Here is a 17,301-nt window from a genome sequence, read left to right as displayed (position 1 = left end):
AGCGATGCTTCCCGCCCTCCAATTTCATTCCCTCCCGCCTGGGACGCAGTTTACCCTCATCGTCGCCGTCCCGAGCGTCCTCGTGATGTTCGTCGGCAAGCAGGTGTTCCTGCCGGAGGAGCGACTCACGACACTCCTCAAGGAATTCCTCAAGACCGACTGGAAGTACCTCGGCGTCGCGTGGGTCGTCACGCAAGTCGTGAACACAGTTGCCCTCCACTTCCACGTCGGCCGGACCTTCACCGGGTTCGTCTACGCCATCGAAGGCGCGACCGTCGCCACGTTCCAAGTGGTCGCCTCGCAACCGTTGACGATCGCGTTTACCGCGGTGTACCTCGTCGGATTCCCGTTCGCCGTGCTGTTCACGTACTTCAAACTCAAGGCACACGACGAGGAGGAGGCCCACCGCTACGCGCTGGCGTACGTCATCCTCGTCACGCTGGCGGTTCCGTTCTTCGTCCTCTTCCCGGTGAAGGTGTCGTCGCTGTATCTCACCTCGGTACAGCCGCTGATGTACCAACTCAGCCCGGCCATCCAGTACGGCATCTTCTCCACGGACACGCTGGTGAAGGCGTTCCCGAGCCTCCACACCGGTCTGTCGGTACTCGCGGCGGTGTACGCCCGGAAAGCGGACACGGCGTATGCGTATACCATGGCGGTTCTCTCGGGCGCAATCGTCGTGTCCACGCTTTATCTGGGCGTCCACTGGCTGACCGACGCGGCGTTCGCCCTCGTCCTGGTCGCCTGCGCGTACACCCTTTCGCGCCAGTTCAGCGAACCGCGCTGGTCGGTCGTCTCGAAGGAGGCGGTCGCGGCGGTTCGTCGGGCATCCAACCGATAGCCGCGGTCCAGGGAGTTTTCACACACCCGACGACAGCGTGATTGAAGTGAACCGAGGAGTATTGTTTAGCGGATGTACGACGACGTCTTGATTCCAACCGACGGAACCGATGCCGTCGAGGCCGCCATCGAACACGGTTTCGGCTTGGCTCGAACGTACGACGCCACCGTTCACGCGCTGTACGTCGTCGATGAGACCGAGAGCGGTGCCGAAATCGTCGGCACCGGAGCGGGAAGCGACACCCGAACTCGGTACGAATCGGACGGGCGAGACGCCTTGGACGCCCTCGTCGAGGAAGGGGACCGTCGAGACGTACCCGTCTCTACGACACTCGTGGAGGGAACACCCCACAAACTCATCGCGGAGTACGCCACGGAATACGACGTCGACGTCGTCGTGATGGGAACGCACGGGCGCTCGGGGTTGAGTCGATTTCTCTCCGGGAGCGTCACCGAACGCGTGATTCGAACGACCGATGTCCCCGTGTTCGCCGTCCAGCGATGACCGAGGGCGTTACGAAACGAAAATCACCACTCCGTAGGGGTTCCTAGCGCTCAGCAGTCATGGAGCAACGACGGTTCAACAGACTGCTGCTCGTCGCCATCGGCCTCGGCATCTGCGTCGGTCTCTTCGCGGCGGGGTTTCGTGTCGCGTGGAAGTTCGCCTTTCACCACCTCTGGGGAACGTTCACCGCCGGGTACCACCGAATCGTCATCAGTACGATCGCGGGCGTCGTCATCGGAGGGATTCTCTATCTGACGTTCTACCCTGGTACGCTCTCGACGCTGATTCGCCGATTCCATCGCGACGGGTCGGTTCCGCTGTCCGAGAACGTCCCCATCATCCCGTCCGGATTCATCGGTCTGCTCGCGGGACAGAGCGCCGGACCGGAGGGCGTGATGAGCGCCGTCGGCGGATCGCTGGGGACGAGAATCGCCCACGCGTCGGGGGAGCGGAACGCGGAGAAAATCCTCACGCTGGCGGGGATGGGTGCCGGGTTCGGCGCGATTCTGGGCGCGCCCATCGGCGGGGGTCTGCTCTGGTTGGAACTGCCGCACGAACGGGGGATGGAGTACTACGAAGCCATCGTCCCGACGCTGGTCGCCAGCTTCGCCGGCTATCTCACGATGGTGAGCCTCGGTGGCGTCTCCTTCTTCCCGGCGTGGCACGCGAGCGCCATCGGCGAGTTCACCACCCGACACCTCGTCACCGCGTTGGGGATCGGTCTCGTCTGCGTCGTTTTCGCCGTCGTGTACACGCGATTGTTTGCCCTCGTCGGAACGCTGTTCAATCGCTGGTCCCCGCGGGTGTACGTCCGAACGACCGTCGCGGGACTGGGAATCGGTCTCCTCGGGTACGCGCTCCCGCTCACCTACTTCTACGGCGGGAAACACATCAACGACGTGCTGACCGGTTCGTTCCCGTTCTGGGTCCTCATCCTCGCACTGTTCGGGAAGATGCTCGCCGCCGCCCTCACGATAAACGGCAACTGGCAGGGCGGCCTCATCGTCCCGCAGATGTTCATGGGTGCGCTCGTCGGGCGCGCCGTCGCCACCGCGATTCCCGGCGTCGAACCCGTCCTCGCGATGCTCACCGGGATGGCGGCCTTCAACGCCGCAGTGACAGGAACGCCCCTCTCCTCGGCGCTCATCGCCATCGCGTTGACCGACGGGGCCAGCATCGTTCCGGTCTTCTTGGCGAGTCTGACGGCCTTCGTCGCGAGCCCGCTCATTCGTTTCATCGAAACGACCGCCGCGCGGACCGAACCGCCGTCGTTCCACGTTCGGGACTGAGACGACCCTCGTCACGACGCGTCGAGACTATCGACGACGAAAACGGGGGAGAAACGACCGGTCAGGCTTCGAAGACGACCGGCGCGCCGTCGCGAACGTCGAAGGCGGCGCGCTCACCGCGTGAGACCGGCGACTCGCGGCCCTGCATCACGATGCGAACGTCCGACAGGGACTCGGAGTCGGGGTCGACGATGTAGTTCGTCTGGTCGCCTTGGAAGTACCGTTCGACGATTTCGCCCTCGACGGACCCGCTCCCGTTCGCGAGGACGAACTCCTCGGGGCGAATGGAGACCGTTACCGGCCCGTCGCGGACCTCCTCGTCGGCCACGAACGAGAAGGTCCCGCCGTCGATGTCGACCGTCGTGGTACCGTTCTCGACCCGCGCCTCACCCTCGAACAGGTTTGTGTCGCCGATGAAGTCGGCGACGAAGGTACTGTTCGGGTCGCGGTAGATGTCCTCGGGTTTGCCGACCTGTTCGATGCGGCCGTCGTTCATCACGGCCATCCGGTCGGAGAGGGTCATGGCGACTTCCTGATCGTGGGTGACGTAGAAAAAGGAGCCCTGGGTCTTCTCGTGAATCTTCCTGAGTTCGACCTGCATCTGCTTGCGGAGTTTCCGGTCGAGGCTCGACAGGGGTTCGTCGAACAGGAGGACGCTGGGTTCGTTGACCAGCGCGCGGGCGAGCGCGACCCGCTGTTGTTGCCCGCCGGACAGTTCGTCGGGACGGCGGTCCTCGTAGCCGCCCAAATCCACGAGTTCGAGGTACTCGCTCACTTTCTGCTCCCGCGTCGCCGAATCGACGCCGGACTTCTTCAGGCCGTACGCCACGTTCTTCCCGACGGTCATGTGAGGGAACAGCGAGAGGTGCTGAAAGACGAGGTTGGTGTCCCGCGCGTTCGGCGGGACGCCGGCCATGTTCTCCCCGTTGAGCGAGACGGTTCCCGCCGTCGGCGTCTCGAACCCGCTGATCATACGAAGCGTCGTCGTCTTCCCGCACCCCGACGGGCCGACGAGCGAGAAGAACTCCCCGCGCCGGATGGTAAAGTCGATATTCTTGACCGCCGTCACCTCGTCGTACTCCTTTCTGATCCCGTGTAAATCGATGAGGACATCGTTATCGTCTACCATGAGATATGTACTCTCAGGACTTAGTATAAATGTACTGGAGAAATTTAGGTATTTTCAGGAGTAGTATTAATTAGTGGCCACGGAGTAACGGTATTCCGCCAAAGATTTAATATCATATGGGTTCGTGACTTTCTCATGTGTATGGATGACAAAGACATGGGTAGCGGAGACATGAGTAAATATAGCGCGGGAGATAGTCGCAGGACGTTTCTGAAGGCCGCCGGGTCGGCCGGTGCGGTCGGAATGACGGGACTTTCGGGCTGTCTCTTCAGCGGCGGTGGCGGCGGAAGCGGCGGAAACAAGACCATCAACATCCTCACGTGGGAGGAGTACGCCGACCTGAAAAAACAGATAGAGGACCGTCTCGACGTGACCGTCAAGTTCACCAAATCCACGTCCTCCTCGAACATGTTTACCGGGTGGAAATCCGGCAAGGACGAGCAGTTCGACATCGCCGTTCCGAACAACAACTACGTGCCCAAGATGATGGAGGCGGACCTCGTGGACCCGGTTCCCGAGGACATCGTGAAAAACCAGTCCGAAATCTACGACACCTTCAAGCAGTTCAGCAAGAACCAGTTCACGAAGGACGGCAAAAAGTACGGCGTTCCCATTCGATTCGGATGGTACGGCTACTCCTACGACTCGCGCAAGATTCCGGAGGATCACGACCAGAGCTACGAGATACTGTTCAGCGACAAGTACAAGGGGACCAACCTGAAGGGGAAAGTCATCATGTACGACAACCACTTCAAGGCGATGAGCGCGACGGCGCTGTATCTCGGATACAAGAAGGCCTTCGAGGGGGACAAGGTCTCCCTCTCGGAGAAGCAGATAAAGAAGGTGAAACAGACCCTCATCGACCAGAAGCCGAACCTACAGGGGTACATCGCCGCCGACCCGACGTATATCAAGTCGTTCAAGCAGGGTAACTTCCTCGTCGGACAGTCCGGCCGCAACGAGATCGTGGAAATGTGGGCGAACGGCACGGACTGGCCGAAGATGGCGACGCCGAAGGAGGGGTCGCTCGCGTGGTTCGAATCCGCCGTCGTCTCGAAGAAGTCCGAGAACAAGGACCTCGCGTGGAAGGTGATAAACGAGTTCATCGCGCCGAAACTCGGCGCGGACCTCGCCAAGGCGGGTTACTCGCCGAGCTGCAACCCGAAGACCCAGAAACACCTCTCGAAGGAACAGAACGAGATGTACGGGTCCATCAAACCGTCGCGGTTGGAGGACTTCATCCCGTTCAAGGCCGTCGAGAACGAGGACGCATGGCAGAACGCGTGGGACCAAGTGAAAACGGCATAACCACATCCAATGTCTTCCGATACTTTAGCGTCGGTTCGGGGAACCATCATCGGTATCCGGCGAGCCATCATCGGTGCATTCGCATCGCGTGAGGCCACGCTCGGCCTCACGCTCAGTCCCAGCCTCCTCTGGCTGTTGCTCCTGCTGATGGCACCGCTGACGTTCATGGTCGTCATCAGCTTCATGAGCATCAACGACGCCTACGAGATCGTCTGGAAACCGACGATGACCAACTACTCGGGGCTGTTCGCCGGTCCCGGCCCGTTCTGGGAGACGCCCTTCTTCCACTCGCTCCTGCTCTCGTACGCGATCGCGGGCATCACCACGATCCTCTGTCTGGTGATGGCGTTCCCGCTCGCGTACTTCCTTGCGAAGCGTGGCGGCCGGACGTTCAAGGTGGTCATCTTCCTCGTGCTGTTGCCGTTCTTCACGATGTACCTCGTGCGGGCGTACTCGTGGTACCTCATGTTCGGCCCGAGCGGCGTCATCAACCGAACGCTGTTGAAGATCGGCATCGTGAACGGCCCGGTGGGCCTGTTCAGTTACGGCGTTCCGGCCATCATCGTCGGGCTTACGCACGCCTACTTCCCCTACATGCTCCTCTCGCTGTACGCGAGCATGGAGGGGTTGGACTTCTCGCTCGTCGAGGCGGCCCGCGATTTGGGGGCGTCCCGGACGGGAACGCTCCGTGACGTCATTCTACCGCTGACCCTGCCGGGAATCATCAGCGGGAGCCTGTTCGTGTTCGTTCCCGCGCTCGGCGCGTTCATCACGCCCCGGTTCCTCGGACAGGGGAAGGTGTTGATGGTCGGGCAACTCATCGAGGGACGAATCACGGGACAGTACGCTATCGATTACGGAAGCGCGGCGTCGATGTTCATCGTCGTCTCCATCGTGGTCGCCTTCGCGCTCGCGTTCCGTTACGTCAGCATCGAAGAGTTGGGAGGTGTCTGAGATGGCGGCCGAAACCGGAACGACGACGGAACGAGCGGACGAACCGAGCGAATCGCCGACGTTCGGGCACGAGCGGAGACAACAACTGCTCCGCCGCGGCCTCTACGTCGTCGTGGGACTGCTGTTGGTGTTCCTCTGGATACCGTTGGTCGCCATGATGTTCCTCTCGTTCGCGGTCAATTCGAGCACGTTCTTCCCGTTTCAGGGGTTCACGTTTGCCCACTACTCGGCGACGTTCGCCGACGGGTCGTTGATGATCGCGCTGTTGAACAGCGTCCAAGTGGCGACGTTCTCGGCGCTCATCGCGACGGTCCTCGGCGTGTTGGCGAGCTTTGCGCTCGCACGCTACGACTTCCCGTTCAAGGAACTGTACCGGACGTTCGGCATCCTCCCGATGGTCATTCCGGGCGTCGTGCTGGGCATCGCGCTCATCATCTACTTCCAGACGATCCTCGGGATGACCATGGGACCCGTCACGCTCATCCTCACCCACAGCATCTACGGCTTCCCGTTCGTCCTACTGATGGTGTCGGCCCGCCTCTACACCTTCGACAGGTCGCTTGAGGACGCGGCCCGGGATTTGGGGGCCGACCCGCTCACGACGTTCTGGGACGTGACGCTCCCCATCGTCGCGCCGGCCATCGGTGCCGGGTTCCTCTTCGCGTGGATTCGGTCGTTCGAGGACTTCATTCGAGCGCACTTCGTCGGCGGGACGATGAACGTGATAACCATCTCGATGTACTCGATGATAAAGTACGGAACCGCGCCGAAGATGAACGCCATCTCGACGTTCATCGTCTTCGTCATCGCCGTCGCGCTGGCGGTGGCGATGAACCTCGGCAACGTCACCGGCTACGTGGCCGGGACGGGCGACGAAGAAGAGTCGTAATCGCCGCTCACTCTCCCCCGTCGGAATCGCTCGTGGTATACTCCTCCGAGAGGATGATGTGTTCGTAGTTGATCAGTGCGACGAAGACGGTTCCGCCGACCACGTTTCCGAGCGTCGTCCAGACGAGGAAGTGTCCGAACTCGCCGAGCGTGACTCCCTGTCCCATGAACATCGCGGACAGCACTTCGGTCGTCCCGAGCAGACAGTGGTGGAACGGGCCGAACCCGATTCCGGTCGTGACGATTACCACGAACAGGATACGGCTCGCCGTGTCCCGACTCGCGGCGACCAGCCACGTGACGAGTCCCATGAGCCAGCCCGCGATGACGCCGGAACCGAAGATGGTCCACGACGGAAGCGGGAGCAGCGCGTTCGCGAGCGTTCCGAACGCGGCGGGTTCCGCGATGTGAAGGGACGGCCCGAGCAGCGTAACGAGTCCCGCGAACAGCACGCAGCCGACGAGGTTCGCGACGTAGACCACGCCCCACAGTTCGCCCAGTTCGGACGCCGACGCGCGGCCGTCGAGCACCGGAAGCAAACCCATCGTGGTGTGCGCGGTGAACAGTTCCGTCTGCCCGAGCACGACGAAAAGGAAGCCGATCGACGACGCGAGCGCGAGGGAAAACTGCTTGACGAGAGGCGAGGGAAACGACGGCGAGAACGTCAACACCATACCCATGAACAGCGCGCCGAAACTGACGTTGAGTCCCGCGGCCAGCCCCGAGAGGAAGAGGCCCTTCGACGGGCGGTCGATCTCCTTTAACGCGTTCTTTATCTCGCGGTCGAGGATGTTTCCGTACGAGAGCGATCCTCCCGACGGATCGACATCCGGTTTGGTGCTCACGTGTCCCCTCTCCACCGACGAACGAACGTGCTGTTCGATTTCATCGTTCTCGGGGAAATTTTCACCGACGCTCGTGAAAAGATTGCTGGCGGAGGGTATTAGGCCCGTTTCTGGATTTCCTCGCGCAAAAGCTCACTGACGAGGTCGCCGTCAGCCTTCCCGCGGAGGCTTCCCATGCACTCGCCCATCAGGCCGGAGAAGGCACCCATTCCCTCCTCTTCGACCTGTTCGTCGTTTCGTTCGACGACTTCGACCACCGCTTCGCGGACCTCCTCGTCGTCCACACCGGAGAGTCCCGCCTCTTCGACGGCCTCCGCGGCGGACAGGCCGGGGTTCTCGGCCAGCAGCGTCATCACGTCGTTGACGCCCTCCTTCGCCAATTCGCCGTCGGTGACGAGCGCGATGACGCCGAGGAAGTGGTCGTCGTCGAGGTTCTCGACCGGCACGTCGTCGCGCCGGAGTTCCGTCACCGTGCTCTCGACCAGTCCGGCGACGAACGTCGGGTCGGCACCGGTTTCGACGGCGCGCTCGAACAGCGGCATCCGGCGACCGTAGGCGACCTGTTTGGCGAGTCCCGCCCCGAGCGAGAACTCGGACTGGTAGCGTTCGACCTTCTCGGTCAACAGTTCGGGCGTTTCGACCTCCGTCGGGTCCAAATCGACCGGCGGAACGTCGGTTTCGGGGTACATCCGCGCCGCGCCTGGGAGCGGACGGAGATAGCCGGAGGTGCCGTCCTCGTTCGCGCCGCGGGTCTCCTCGGGAACCTCCTCGATGGCGACTGCCGCGCGTTTCGCGGCGGCCTCGATCGCCCCGTCCGCGACGTCGGGACTGGCGGCGACGATGGCGACCGCGTCCCCGTCGTCCGCATCGACCGCGTCCCGGAGCGCATCGACTTCCTCCTCGGTGACGCCGTAGGCGGGCAGTTCGTCGGTGTGGAAGATGCCGCCCGCGCCGTGGCGCTTGGCGTGGTCCGAGAGTTCCGTCCCGAGGCGACGGTCGGGTTGAATCTCCTGACCGACGAGGCCGTCGAAACCGAACAGCGGGACGGCGGTGACTTTTCCGCCATTGTCGAGCGCGCCCCCGATGACGCCGCTCTCGGTTCCCTCGAACACGTCCGTCACGTCCTGCACCTCGCCTACCTCGGCGTCGCGGGAGCGGAGTTCGTCGCGGATGTCGAGGAGTTCGACCTGCCGACCGACCTCGAACCGAACGAGGTCGTCGATGTCGTCCAGGCTCTGGACGCCCTTCATCTCCACGCGTGCGCCGTCCGCGATGGAGACGTTCACGTCCTGTCGGATGGTGCCGAGGCCGCGTTTGACGTGACCCGTCGAACGGAGGAGCATTCCGATGCGTTCGGCGGCCTCGCGGGCCTGTTCGGGTGAACTGATGTCCGGGCTGGTGCCGATTTCGACCAACGGGATGCCGAGTCGGTCGAGGCTGAAGGTGACGCCGTCCTCACGCTCCTCGACGCGCTGGGCGCTCTCCTCTTCGAGCATCAGGTCCTCGACGCCGACAGGACCGTCACTGGTCCGTATTTCCCCGCCGGTTGCGACGAGCGTGGACCGCTGGAACCCCGACGTGTTCGACCCGTCCACGACGATTTTTCGCATGACGTTGGCTTGGTCCACGACGGTCATGTCGAGGAGCTGTGCGATCTCGAGGACGACCTGTTCGGCCTCCGCGTCCAGTCGATGTGGCGGTTCGTCGTCGGCTTCCACGAGACAGGTGGTGTCGTAGGCGAGATACTCGAACTCGCGGTCGATTTGGCTTTCTTCGAGCGCGGCGTCGTCTATTTCGCCGAGTTCGCTTCGCGTCGGATGGAGATAGCGGGTGAACGTTCGGGACGACTCGTCGGGGTCGCGTAGTTCGGTCGGACAGCCACAGAACAACTTCTCCTCGGTGTCGAGTTGCTGGTGTATCTCCAGCCCCGCCACGAGACCGAGGTCCTCGTAGTCGTACTCACTCATTGGGCGGACATGGGAGGTGGAGGGGTAAAAAACCGACCAGTTCGGGCGAGTTTGTCCCCCGAGGAACGGGGCCGCCGTTCGGGTTCACCGACGGGTTTTGCGGCCGTGAACTCCGTCACGGTCGCCGGTCCATAGATATAAAAATGATAGCGACAGTATCGACTGTATGTACGATTTCCTCGCGTCGAGGAATCCCGGCGAGGACGCGCCGATTCGTATTCTCCACGTCGATGACGACCCGGCACGGGTGCGCCTCTCCGACCCGTTGCTGTCCGAACACATCCCCGATATCGTCGTTCACACCGAAACGGCACCTACCGAGGCCATCGAACGGCTCGATGCCGTCTCGGTCGATTGTATCGTCAGCGACTTCGACATGGGTTCGATGGACGGCCTCGAATTCCTCGAAGCGGTTCGGGACCGCGAACCGGAGTTGCCGTTCATCCTCTTCACCGGCAAGGGAAGCGAGGAGATAGCGAGCGAAGCCATCTCCGCGGGCGTGACCGAATATCTCCAGAAAGGCGGCCCCGATAGGTACGCCGTGCTGGCGAACCGCATCGAGAACGTCGTCGAGCGCTATCGCGCCGAGCGGGAGACGGAAGCGTATCGGCGGCACATGAGCGCCGTCTACGACCGGGTGACGGACGCGTTCTTCGCCTTGGACACCGACTGGCGGTTCACGTTCCTCAACGCTCGCGGGGAGGAACTCCTCGACCGTCCGGAACCGGATCTCCTCGGAAACGTCGTTTGGGAGGCGTTTCCCGAATCGGTCGGTTCGACGTTCGAAGCGGAGTATCGGGGAGCGATGGAACGACAGGAGCCGACGACGTTCGAAGCCTACTTCGAACCGCTCGAAACGCTGTTCGAAGTACACGCCTATCCCTCGACCGAAGGACTGTCGGTGTACTTCCGCGACGTCACCGACGAGAACAGGCTTCGGGAAGAACACCGCCGCGAGCGGAAACTGCTCGAACGCGTGTTCGAGACGAGTCCCGTCGGCATCCTCATCCTCGACACCGACGGGAACATCGAACGGGTCAACGAGCGGATGGTCGAAATGTTGGGGCTTCCGGAGGAAGAAATCACGGGACGAAGCTACGATTCCCGCGAATGGACGGTGACGGACGAGAACGGTACTCCTCTTGGAGAGAACGGACATCCGCTGGGGGCCGTCTTCGAGGACGGAACGACCGTTCGCGGTGTTCGAATGCGGTACCGAACACCGACGGGTGAGTGGCGTCGTCTCTCGGTCAACGGAGGACCCGTCAACGCCGAGGACGGCGCCGGAGAACGTATCGTCTTCATCGTCGAGGATCTGACGGACTCGGGGACCGACGTCGAGCGATAGCGGATCGCAGTCAATCGTTCTCGGAACGCGAGTCCACGCCGTCCGCCACTGTTTCCGCTCGACGTCGGTCCGTTCCTCTCCGTCGCTCGCTTCGTCTGCGTTTGACCTGCCTGCTCAGCCGACGGGCGACCAGTTCCCGGAGTTCGTCGGCATAGTCCCCGTCAACGTCCGCGGCGTGGCCGTCCGTGCTTCGAAGGCCGGTGGAACTCGCTGTATCGACGATGACCGTGGCCAACGACCACCGACGCTGAAAGAGCGTTTCCCGCTGGATGACCGTCTGAACTCGGTAGTAGGGGACGATGCGCGTCGTCCGTCGCCAGAACCCGTTTCGCGTCGTGACGTGTTCGTCGCCGACGTGGTAGCCGCGGTGTTTCCACCGAAAGTGTCCGGCCACGGGCGCGAGGAGCAAAAGCGCGAGCGGCGCGTACCAAAAATCGACGAATCCCGTGAACCGGTCCACGCCGTAGACGATGCCCGTGAGAACCACGGCCACGAGAGCGTAGCGGACGACGTAGCGGCGTCGCGCTCGACGGGGCGGACGCTCGAACGTCGGGTCGTCGAACGGTTCGAGCGAGTGGGCGAGCGAGCGAACGCGGCTTCGGACGGCGAGTGGAACCGCCGCCTCGGACCCGCCCGATGGTCCCTGCCCGGGCGCGTAGCCCGCCGTCTCGACGGAGAGCGAGGCGTACCCCGCGAGTCGCATAACGGGGTTTTCCCGCACCGTGAGCGTCTGTATCTTGTCGAGCGGGATGCTCCCGTCGTAGCGCTGGAGCAGGCCGCGTTCGTACCGCAGTTCGTCGCCGACGCGCGTCAGCCGAAACCCGTAGTGGCGCGCGAAGGTTATCATCGCGCTGCTCACCCAGAGGACGAGTGCGGAAAACAGGACGCGCGAGAATCCGATGAAGAACGACACGCTTGCGAGGTCCGTCGTGCCCATGACGAAGGGAACGACGAGGAACACCAACCCGACGGCACGCGGTTCGACCGAAACGGCCGAAAGCAACAGCAGATCCTCCGAACTGATCTCGTACAACACTTCCTCGTCGGGCGTTTCGGATTCCGCTTCCGTTCCCGTCGATGCCGGCGCACCGTTCTTCCGGCGTTGAATCTCCCGCTGGAGCCGTCGTGCCTCCTCGTAGGCGACGTATTCGAGATTCGCTTCGGTTTCGCCACCGCCCGCCGTCTCCAGTCCGAGGGAGGCGATACCGGCGACGCGTTGGACGACGTTACGATGGATGTCCACGTTCTGAATCCGCCGGAGCGGAATCTCCCGCCGTCGTCGCGAGACGACGCCTGACTCGATGTCGAGCGACGAGTCGGTGAGTTCGTACTCGAACCGTCGGTGGTAGGCGAACTCCCACCCTATCACGGCGAGCAGAACGACGACGAGGAGGACCGCGAGGGTTCGGAGCGTCAACCACTCTATCGCCCCGGCGGCGGCGACCCCGACGAACAGGACGGTGGAAACGACGCGGCCCCCTCGAACCACCATTCGATACGGAAGCGAGAGCGGATGTAACTTCATACCGCGTCCTCGTACTCGCTTTCGACCGCGAGGTTCCGAAGACGACCCTGTAGTTCGCTCGCCCGTTCCGGCGTGAGTCCGGGAATCGTCACGTCCGCCCCGCGTGACCCGGCAGTGTAGACGACGACGCTTCCGAGGCCGAGGAGTCGCTCCACGGGGCCGCGTTGGGTATCGACGTGCTGCACCCGAACGAAGGGGACGACGGTCGTGACGCGGGTGAAGACGCCGCGTTCGAGGTAGAGGTCGTCGTCCCGGATTTCGAACCGCCACGCTCGGAATTTGAACGCGATGTACGCGATACCGAGGAGTACGGCGACGGCGACGGCGGCGACGACGAAGGTGAGCGCGAACTCGACGAGAAACCGACGAACCCCGGCGAGTGCGCCGCCGACGAGCGTCGCGACGACGAGGACGCTCACGAACCAGACGAGGCGAATTCGGGGGTTGAGTGTCTCCATACGTACACGACGGGGAGGACGTGGTATAAAAGTAGGCGTGGGGTACTGGTCGGTTTGCCGGCGAACGCACGCCCCGGTCGGGGTCGATCCCCGTCAGAGAATGACTACCCTACTGTGTCCGAATATCACCCTTACCGGGGGAGTACGGCCGTCCTACCGTTTCGTTCGGCTGGCGCTGATTTCAGTCAGTCGGCGTGGAACAAAGGTCCCAGGAAATCGTACCTTTCGTGGACAGCATGACCGAGAACTCGCCCACTATCAACCGTCGCCGATTCGTTCAGGCGACTGCCGCCTCGACCGCCATACTCGGAGGCGTCTCGTCGGTAGGTGCACAATCCGGGAGCAACGCCCAGTTCTCCATCGAACAAGACGGCAAATGTATCCCCATCGAACCGCTGTCGATGTCGGGGCTGCCGATCCAAGAGTATTACGACTACCGAACGCCGGACACCGACCCGTCGTCGTACAAGTACGCCTCTTTCGGAACGGAAAACCTCCAACGAAAGGACACCAGCATCCTCTTCCTCTACAAGGGGCCGAAGGGACTCAGCCTCGTCATGATCCACGACAAGATCGACGCGGGGAAGGGAGGCGCAGTGACGTTCCGCATGACCAACCTTCCCGTCAAAGGGAAGTTCGTCATCAAAGACGACTCCTACGACGCCTCGACGAACCGCGATACGTTCGACTACTCGAAACATCGCAACTGGAACGGCAAGGAAACCGCGAGCGCGAACATCAGTTGGACGTGGCAGGAAGGCCGCGCCGACGGTGCCGTCTATCGCGGACTGGGGAACGACTTCGAGTTCACCATCCACCCGCAGTTCAACAAACAGGCCGTGTTGGCGGGTGAGGGTGGCGTGTACGACGGCAAAATCAAGAAATGGGAGGTGTTGTCGGGGGACGTAAACAACCCGACGCGGACGAAACTGAACATGAACAAGGGCATCACGATCTCTTCGAAAGGGTGTCAAGCGGAGACAACCACCCAGACCACCCAGCAGACGACGGAGGGGAAGGGACAAAAGGGACAGACGACCACCTCGATGAAGGAGACGACGACGACCCCGCCGTCCGACGGGAGCCAAGGCTTCTTCGGAAAGCTCTGGAGCGGGTTCATCTCCCTCATCGAAGGCGTCGTGTCCTTTTTCACCAGCCTGTTCTAACCCGGTTCGACCTTTTTCGGACCGACTCCGACCGACCGTTTATCATGCGAATACGCCGACAGCGCCGTCGCTCGCATCGTTCCCACCTCGCCGATGCCGACGGTTGCGCCGCGCAAGCCCGTAGAACGGCGTTCACGGGGAGATAAACGGCCGAAAGACTACTCGTCCTGTCCGAGGATGCCGCGGTGCGTCATCGCTTCGGGGTCGATGATTTCGTTCGCTTCCTCCTCGCCGAGGTAGCCCTTCTCGATGACGACCTGTCGAACGGTCTTCCCTTCCTTGAGCGCCTCCTTCGCGGCTTTCGACGCCTTGTCGTAGCCGATGTGCGGGTTGAGCGCCGTGGCGAGCGCCATGCTCTGTTCGACCTGCTCCTCGCAGTGTTCCGCGTTCACGTCGAGTTTCCGAACGAACTTGTCACCGAACGTCTCGCTGACGTTCGAGAGGAGTTCCGCCGATTCGAGGAAATTGTGTGCGAGGACGGGCTTGTACAGGTTGAGGTCGATCTGACCCTCAGCAGCGCCGTACTCGACGGTGGTATCGTTGCCGACGACCTGCTTGTGGACCTGATTGACGGCCTCGGCGACGACGGGGTTGACCTTGCCGGGCATGATGGAACTGCCGGGCTGATTTTCGGGTTGGTCGATTTCGCCGAGTCCGTTACGCGGCCCCGACGCCAGCAGGCGAAGGTCGTTCGCGATCTTGTTGAGCGACCCAGCGACGGTGCGGAGCGCGCCGTGTGCTTCCGCCATCGCGTCGTGGGCGGCCTGCGCCTCGAAGTGGTTGTCCGCCTCGCGGAACTCGATACCCGTCTCCTCGCTGATGTAGTCGGCGGCGAGCGCGGGGAAGTCGGGGTGGGTGTTCAGTCCCGTCCCGACCGCCGTGCCGCCCAGCGCGAGTTCGCTCAGGTGTGCTCGCACGTCGTCGACGCGCGCGAGACCTTTCTCGATTTGTGCGCGGTAGCCGCCGAACTCCTGTCCGACGCGAACGGGGGTGGCGTCTTGCAGGTGCGTGCGGCCCGTCTTCACCACGCCGTCGTACTCCTCTTCTTTCTCCGCGAGCGCCTCACGGAGGGTGTCGAGTGCGGGAAGCACGTCCTTCTCGAGGGCTTCGAGCGCGGAGACGTGCATCGCGGTCGGAATCACGTCGTTGCTCGACTGGCCGAAGTTGACGTGGTCGTTCGGGTGGATGACGCGGTCCCCGATTTCTTCCCCGTAGATTTCGGCGGCGCGGTTGGCGATGACCTCGTTCGCGTTCATGTTCGAGGAAGTGCCGGATCCCGTTTGGAAGATGTCAACCGGGAACTGGTCGTCGTGTTCGCCCGCGATGACCTCGTCCGCGGCCTCGACGATGGCCGCTGCCTCGTCCTCCTCTATCATCCCGAGTTCCTCGTTCGCCTGCGCGGCGGCCTTCTTCACGATTCCGAGCGCGCGGATGAACCGCCGCCCGAACGTGATTCCCGAGATGGGGAAGTTCTCGACCGCGCGCTGGGTCTGTGCGCCCCAGTAGGCGTCGGCCGGTACTTGCATCTCCCCGAGGCTGTCCTCCTCGATTCGATAATCCTCGTCGCTCATGCGTGTGGAAGGTGGAAGTGGGCGGGCGTAAAACCCATCGAAACGGGGCCGATTTCGCCTCGTTTCATCGGAGAGGGATTAATGCGGAAAAGTACGACATGAGATATTCACTCGGTAGAGAAGTAATAGAAAAATGGTTAAGTACCCCGTGGCAAATGATAAACGTAGGCGTGGATGATAGTTACGTATGAAAGGTAATGAATCAGATACTTTGTCACGGCGTAGTTATATGAAAACGACCGGTCTCATCGGTGCGGCGGGTATGGCCGGATTCGCAGGATGTCTCGGCGGTGGAAGCGGTGGAAGCGGCGATGAATCGACCGACAAACCGCTCGAAGTGATGCACGGATGGACGGGCGGTGACGGGAAAAAAGCGGTCAACAACCTCACAAGTACCTTCAAAGACAGTCATTCTGACATGGAGACGAACTTCCGTCCCATCGGGGGCGGTGGTAACGAGAACCTCGACGCCGTCGTCGCCAAACGTCTCCGGAACGACAACCCGCCGAGTGCGTTCGCCAACTGGCCGGGCAAGAACCTCATCAAGTACGAGGGTGCCCTCGGCAACATCGAGAAGGACGTGTGGGAGGAAGCCGACCTGAAATCGTCACATGTCAAGGAAGCCGTGGATAAATGTAAATATAACGATAAGATGAGCGCGGTTCCCATCGGTTCCCACCGCCTCAACTGTCTCTTCTACAACGTTAACGTCGTCGAAAAGGCGGGTGTCGACCCGAAATCGCTCGACAGCCCGAAAGCGCTCGTCGACGCGATGGACAAGGTCAAACAGAAGACCGACGCCGCACCGATGGCGCTCGGCGGAAAGAACACGTGGCCGACGCTTCAGCTCTGGGCCGTGAACATGCTCGGACAGAGCGGCTACTCGAAGTACATGGATTACGTCAACGGAAAGGGCCCCAAATCCGCCGTCAAAAGCTCCTTCGAAACGACGAAGGAGATGATAACGGGGTACACCAACGAGGATGCCTCCACCATCGGCTTCACCGAGGCGAACCAGAAGATCATGAGCGGCGACGCTGCGTTCATCCACCAAGGTAACTGGGTCGCCGGCGCGTACAAGTCCGAGGACCTGAAGTACAACGAGGACTGGGGATTCGTCCCGTACCCGGGCACGAAAGGGATGTACACGCTGCACATCGACGCGTTCCTCTACCCGAGCAACAATCCGTCCCCGAAGAAGTCCAAGGAGTGGATGCGCTTCGTCGGCGGCAAGGATGCGCAAGTCGCGTACAACAAGTGGAAAGGGTCCATCCCGACCCGGAAGGACGTCAGTACCGACGAGTTCGGACCGTATCTCACGGAGACCATCGAGGACTTCAAGAACGCGAAACACCGGCCACCCACCATTGCACACGGTCTCGCCGTCGAACCGGAGACGCTCACTAGCCTCAAGGAGGTCATCTCCAGCAACTTCTCCGGGCCGTACAACGTCGACGCCGCGACGAACGCAATGATCGACAAGGTTCAGGGCTAATCAGCCGACCACT

Annotated in this window: 15 protein-coding genes; 9 read left to right on the top strand and 6 right to left on the bottom strand. The window is 62.1% G+C overall.

Annotated features, from left to right (window positions below; translation table 11 throughout):
- The first annotated feature begins 4 nt into the window (after positions 1-4).
- From ACGYLY_RS07930 to ACGYLY_RS07920, 3 genes are all read left to right on the top strand, one after another.
- Complete coding sequence (locus tag ACGYLY_RS07930; protein WP_395282192.1) at positions 5-841, top strand: phosphatase PAP2 family protein; 837 nt, start codon at positions 5-7, stop codon at positions 839-841.
- A gap of 72 nt (positions 842-913) precedes the next feature.
- Entirely contained in the window at positions 914-1,345 is a 432-nt protein-coding gene (locus ACGYLY_RS07925) for a universal stress protein (RefSeq protein ID WP_395282193.1), read from the top strand.
- 59 nt (positions 1,346-1,404) lie between these two features.
- Positions 1,405-2,634 (top strand): chloride channel protein, encoded by a 1,230-nt coding sequence (locus tag ACGYLY_RS07920; protein ID WP_395282194.1) that lies wholly within the window; start codon positions 1,405-1,407, stop codon positions 2,632-2,634.
- Positions 2,635-2,695: 61 nt separating this feature from the next.
- On the opposite strand, the gene ACGYLY_RS07915 is transcribed toward ACGYLY_RS07920, so the two are convergent.
- Positions 2,696-3,763 carry an ABC transporter ATP-binding protein gene (locus ACGYLY_RS07915; RefSeq protein WP_395282195.1) on the bottom strand — a complete coding sequence of 356 codons (1,068 nt, stop codon included), beginning with the start codon at positions 3,761-3,763 and terminating at the stop codon, positions 2,696-2,698.
- Between the two features lie 171 nt (positions 3,764-3,934).
- Here ACGYLY_RS07915 and ACGYLY_RS07910 point away from each other — a divergent pair, with 171 nt between their 5' ends.
- Genes ACGYLY_RS07910 through ACGYLY_RS07900 form a run of 3 tightly spaced genes read left to right on the top strand, consistent with a single transcriptional unit; the run spans position 3,935 to position 6,914 of the window.
- On the top strand, positions 3,935-5,071 hold the full coding sequence (locus ACGYLY_RS07910; protein WP_395282196.1) for a PotD/PotF family extracellular solute-binding protein: 1,137 nt from the start codon (positions 3,935-3,937) through the stop codon (positions 5,069-5,071).
- A gap of 9 nt (positions 5,072-5,080) precedes the next feature.
- On the top strand, positions 5,081-6,025 hold the full coding sequence (locus ACGYLY_RS07905; RefSeq protein ID WP_395282197.1) for an ABC transporter permease: 945 nt from the start codon (positions 5,081-5,083) through the stop codon (positions 6,023-6,025).
- Position 6,026: 1 nt separating this feature from the next.
- On the top strand, positions 6,027-6,914 hold the full coding sequence (locus tag ACGYLY_RS07900) for an ABC transporter permease (RefSeq protein ID WP_395282198.1): 888 nt from the start codon (positions 6,027-6,029) through the stop codon (positions 6,912-6,914).
- A gap of 7 nt (positions 6,915-6,921) precedes the next feature.
- Here ACGYLY_RS07900 and ACGYLY_RS07895 read toward each other — a convergent pair whose 3' ends face one another.
- Positions 6,922-7,758, bottom strand: a complete 837-nt coding sequence (locus ACGYLY_RS07895) for a formate/nitrite transporter family protein (protein ID WP_395282199.1) — start codon at positions 7,756-7,758, stop codon at positions 6,922-6,924.
- A 98-nt stretch (positions 7,759-7,856) separates the two neighbouring features.
- Positions 7,857-9,725 (bottom strand): Glu-tRNA(Gln) amidotransferase subunit GatE, encoded by a 1,869-nt coding sequence (gatE, locus tag ACGYLY_RS07890; protein WP_395282200.1) that lies wholly within the window; start codon positions 9,723-9,725, stop codon positions 7,857-7,859.
- 166 nt (positions 9,726-9,891) lie between these two features.
- On the opposite strand from gatE, the gene ACGYLY_RS07885 reads away from it, so the two are divergent.
- Positions 9,892-11,073, top strand: a complete 1,182-nt coding sequence (locus ACGYLY_RS07885; RefSeq protein ID WP_395282201.1) for a PAS domain-containing protein — start codon at positions 9,892-9,894, stop codon at positions 11,071-11,073.
- A gap of 10 nt (positions 11,074-11,083) precedes the next feature.
- Here the strand turns inward: ACGYLY_RS07885 and ACGYLY_RS07880 are convergent, their stop codons facing one another.
- Positions 11,084-12,598 (bottom strand): PH domain-containing protein, encoded by a 1,515-nt coding sequence (locus ACGYLY_RS07880; RefSeq protein WP_395282202.1) that lies wholly within the window; start codon positions 12,596-12,598, stop codon positions 11,084-11,086.
- Positions 12,595-13,056 (bottom strand): PH domain-containing protein, encoded by a 462-nt coding sequence (locus ACGYLY_RS07875; protein WP_395282203.1) that lies wholly within the window; start codon positions 13,054-13,056, stop codon positions 12,595-12,597. The genes ACGYLY_RS07880 and ACGYLY_RS07875 overlap by 4 nt, the downstream gene beginning before the upstream one ends.
- Positions 13,057-13,292: 236 nt before the next feature.
- Here ACGYLY_RS07875 and ACGYLY_RS07870 point away from each other — a divergent pair, with 236 nt between their 5' ends.
- Positions 13,293-14,222, top strand: a complete 930-nt coding sequence (locus tag ACGYLY_RS07870; RefSeq protein WP_395282204.1) for a hypothetical protein — start codon at positions 13,293-13,295, stop codon at positions 14,220-14,222.
- A gap of 158 nt (positions 14,223-14,380) precedes the next feature.
- Here ACGYLY_RS07870 and ACGYLY_RS07865 read toward each other — a convergent pair whose 3' ends face one another.
- Positions 14,381-15,793, bottom strand: a complete 1,413-nt coding sequence (locus ACGYLY_RS07865; RefSeq protein ID WP_395282205.1) for a class II fumarate hydratase — start codon at positions 15,791-15,793, stop codon at positions 14,381-14,383.
- Between the two features lie 229 nt (positions 15,794-16,022).
- Between ACGYLY_RS07865 and ACGYLY_RS07860 the strand changes: the two genes are divergently transcribed.
- Complete coding sequence (locus ACGYLY_RS07860) at positions 16,023-17,288, top strand: ABC transporter substrate-binding protein (protein ID WP_395282206.1); 1,266 nt, start codon at positions 16,023-16,025, stop codon at positions 17,286-17,288.
- Positions 17,289-17,301 lie beyond the last annotated feature (13 nt).

The sequence above is a fragment of the Haladaptatus sp. CMAA 1909 genome, assembly GCF_043952005.1.
Taxonomy (GTDB): domain Archaea; phylum Halobacteriota; class Halobacteria; order Halobacteriales; family Haladaptataceae; genus Haladaptatus.
Note: the sequence above shows the minus strand (reverse complement) of the source record. Positions and strands in the feature narration are given on the sequence as shown.

Excerpts from the sequence above, each read along its gene's own strand:
- ACGYLY_RS07930 (WP_395282192.1), top strand. The coding sequence starts at position 5 with ATGCTTCCCGCCCTCCAATTTCATTCCCTCCCGCCTGGGACGCAGTTT.
- ACGYLY_RS07925 (WP_395282193.1), top strand. The coding sequence starts at position 914 with ATGTACGACGACGTCTTGATTCCAACCGACGGAACCGATGCCGTCGAG.
- ACGYLY_RS07910 (WP_395282196.1), top strand. The coding sequence starts at position 3,935 with ATGAGTAAATATAGCGCGGGAGATAGTCGCAGGACGTTTCTGAAGGCC.
- ACGYLY_RS07865 (WP_395282205.1), bottom strand. The coding sequence starts at position 15,793 with ATGAGCGACGAGGATTATCGAATCGAGGAGGACAGCCTCGGGGAGATG.
- ACGYLY_RS07905 (WP_395282197.1), top strand. The coding sequence starts at position 5,081 with ATGTCTTCCGATACTTTAGCGTCGGTTCGGGGAACCATCATCGGTATC.
- ACGYLY_RS07900 (WP_395282198.1), top strand. The coding sequence starts at position 6,027 with ATGGCGGCCGAAACCGGAACGACGACGGAACGAGCGGACGAACCGAGC.
- ACGYLY_RS07915 (WP_395282195.1), bottom strand. The coding sequence starts at position 3,763 with ATGGTAGACGATAACGATGTCCTCATCGATTTACACGGGATCAGAAAG.
- gatE (WP_395282200.1), bottom strand. The coding sequence starts at position 9,725 with ATGAGTGAGTACGACTACGAGGACCTCGGTCTCGTGGCGGGGCTGGAG.
- ACGYLY_RS07870 (WP_395282204.1), top strand. The coding sequence starts at position 13,293 with ATGACCGAGAACTCGCCCACTATCAACCGTCGCCGATTCGTTCAGGCG.
- ACGYLY_RS07885 (WP_395282201.1), top strand. The coding sequence starts at position 9,892 with ATGTACGATTTCCTCGCGTCGAGGAATCCCGGCGAGGACGCGCCGATT.
- ACGYLY_RS07920 (WP_395282194.1), top strand. The coding sequence starts at position 1,405 with ATGGAGCAACGACGGTTCAACAGACTGCTGCTCGTCGCCATCGGCCTC.
- ACGYLY_RS07880 (WP_395282202.1), bottom strand. The coding sequence starts at position 12,598 with ATGAAGTTACATCCGCTCTCGCTTCCGTATCGAATGGTGGTTCGAGGG.
- ACGYLY_RS07860 (WP_395282206.1), top strand. The coding sequence starts at position 16,023 with ATGAAAACGACCGGTCTCATCGGTGCGGCGGGTATGGCCGGATTCGCA.
- ACGYLY_RS07875 (WP_395282203.1), bottom strand. The coding sequence starts at position 13,056 with ATGGAGACACTCAACCCCCGAATTCGCCTCGTCTGGTTCGTGAGCGTC.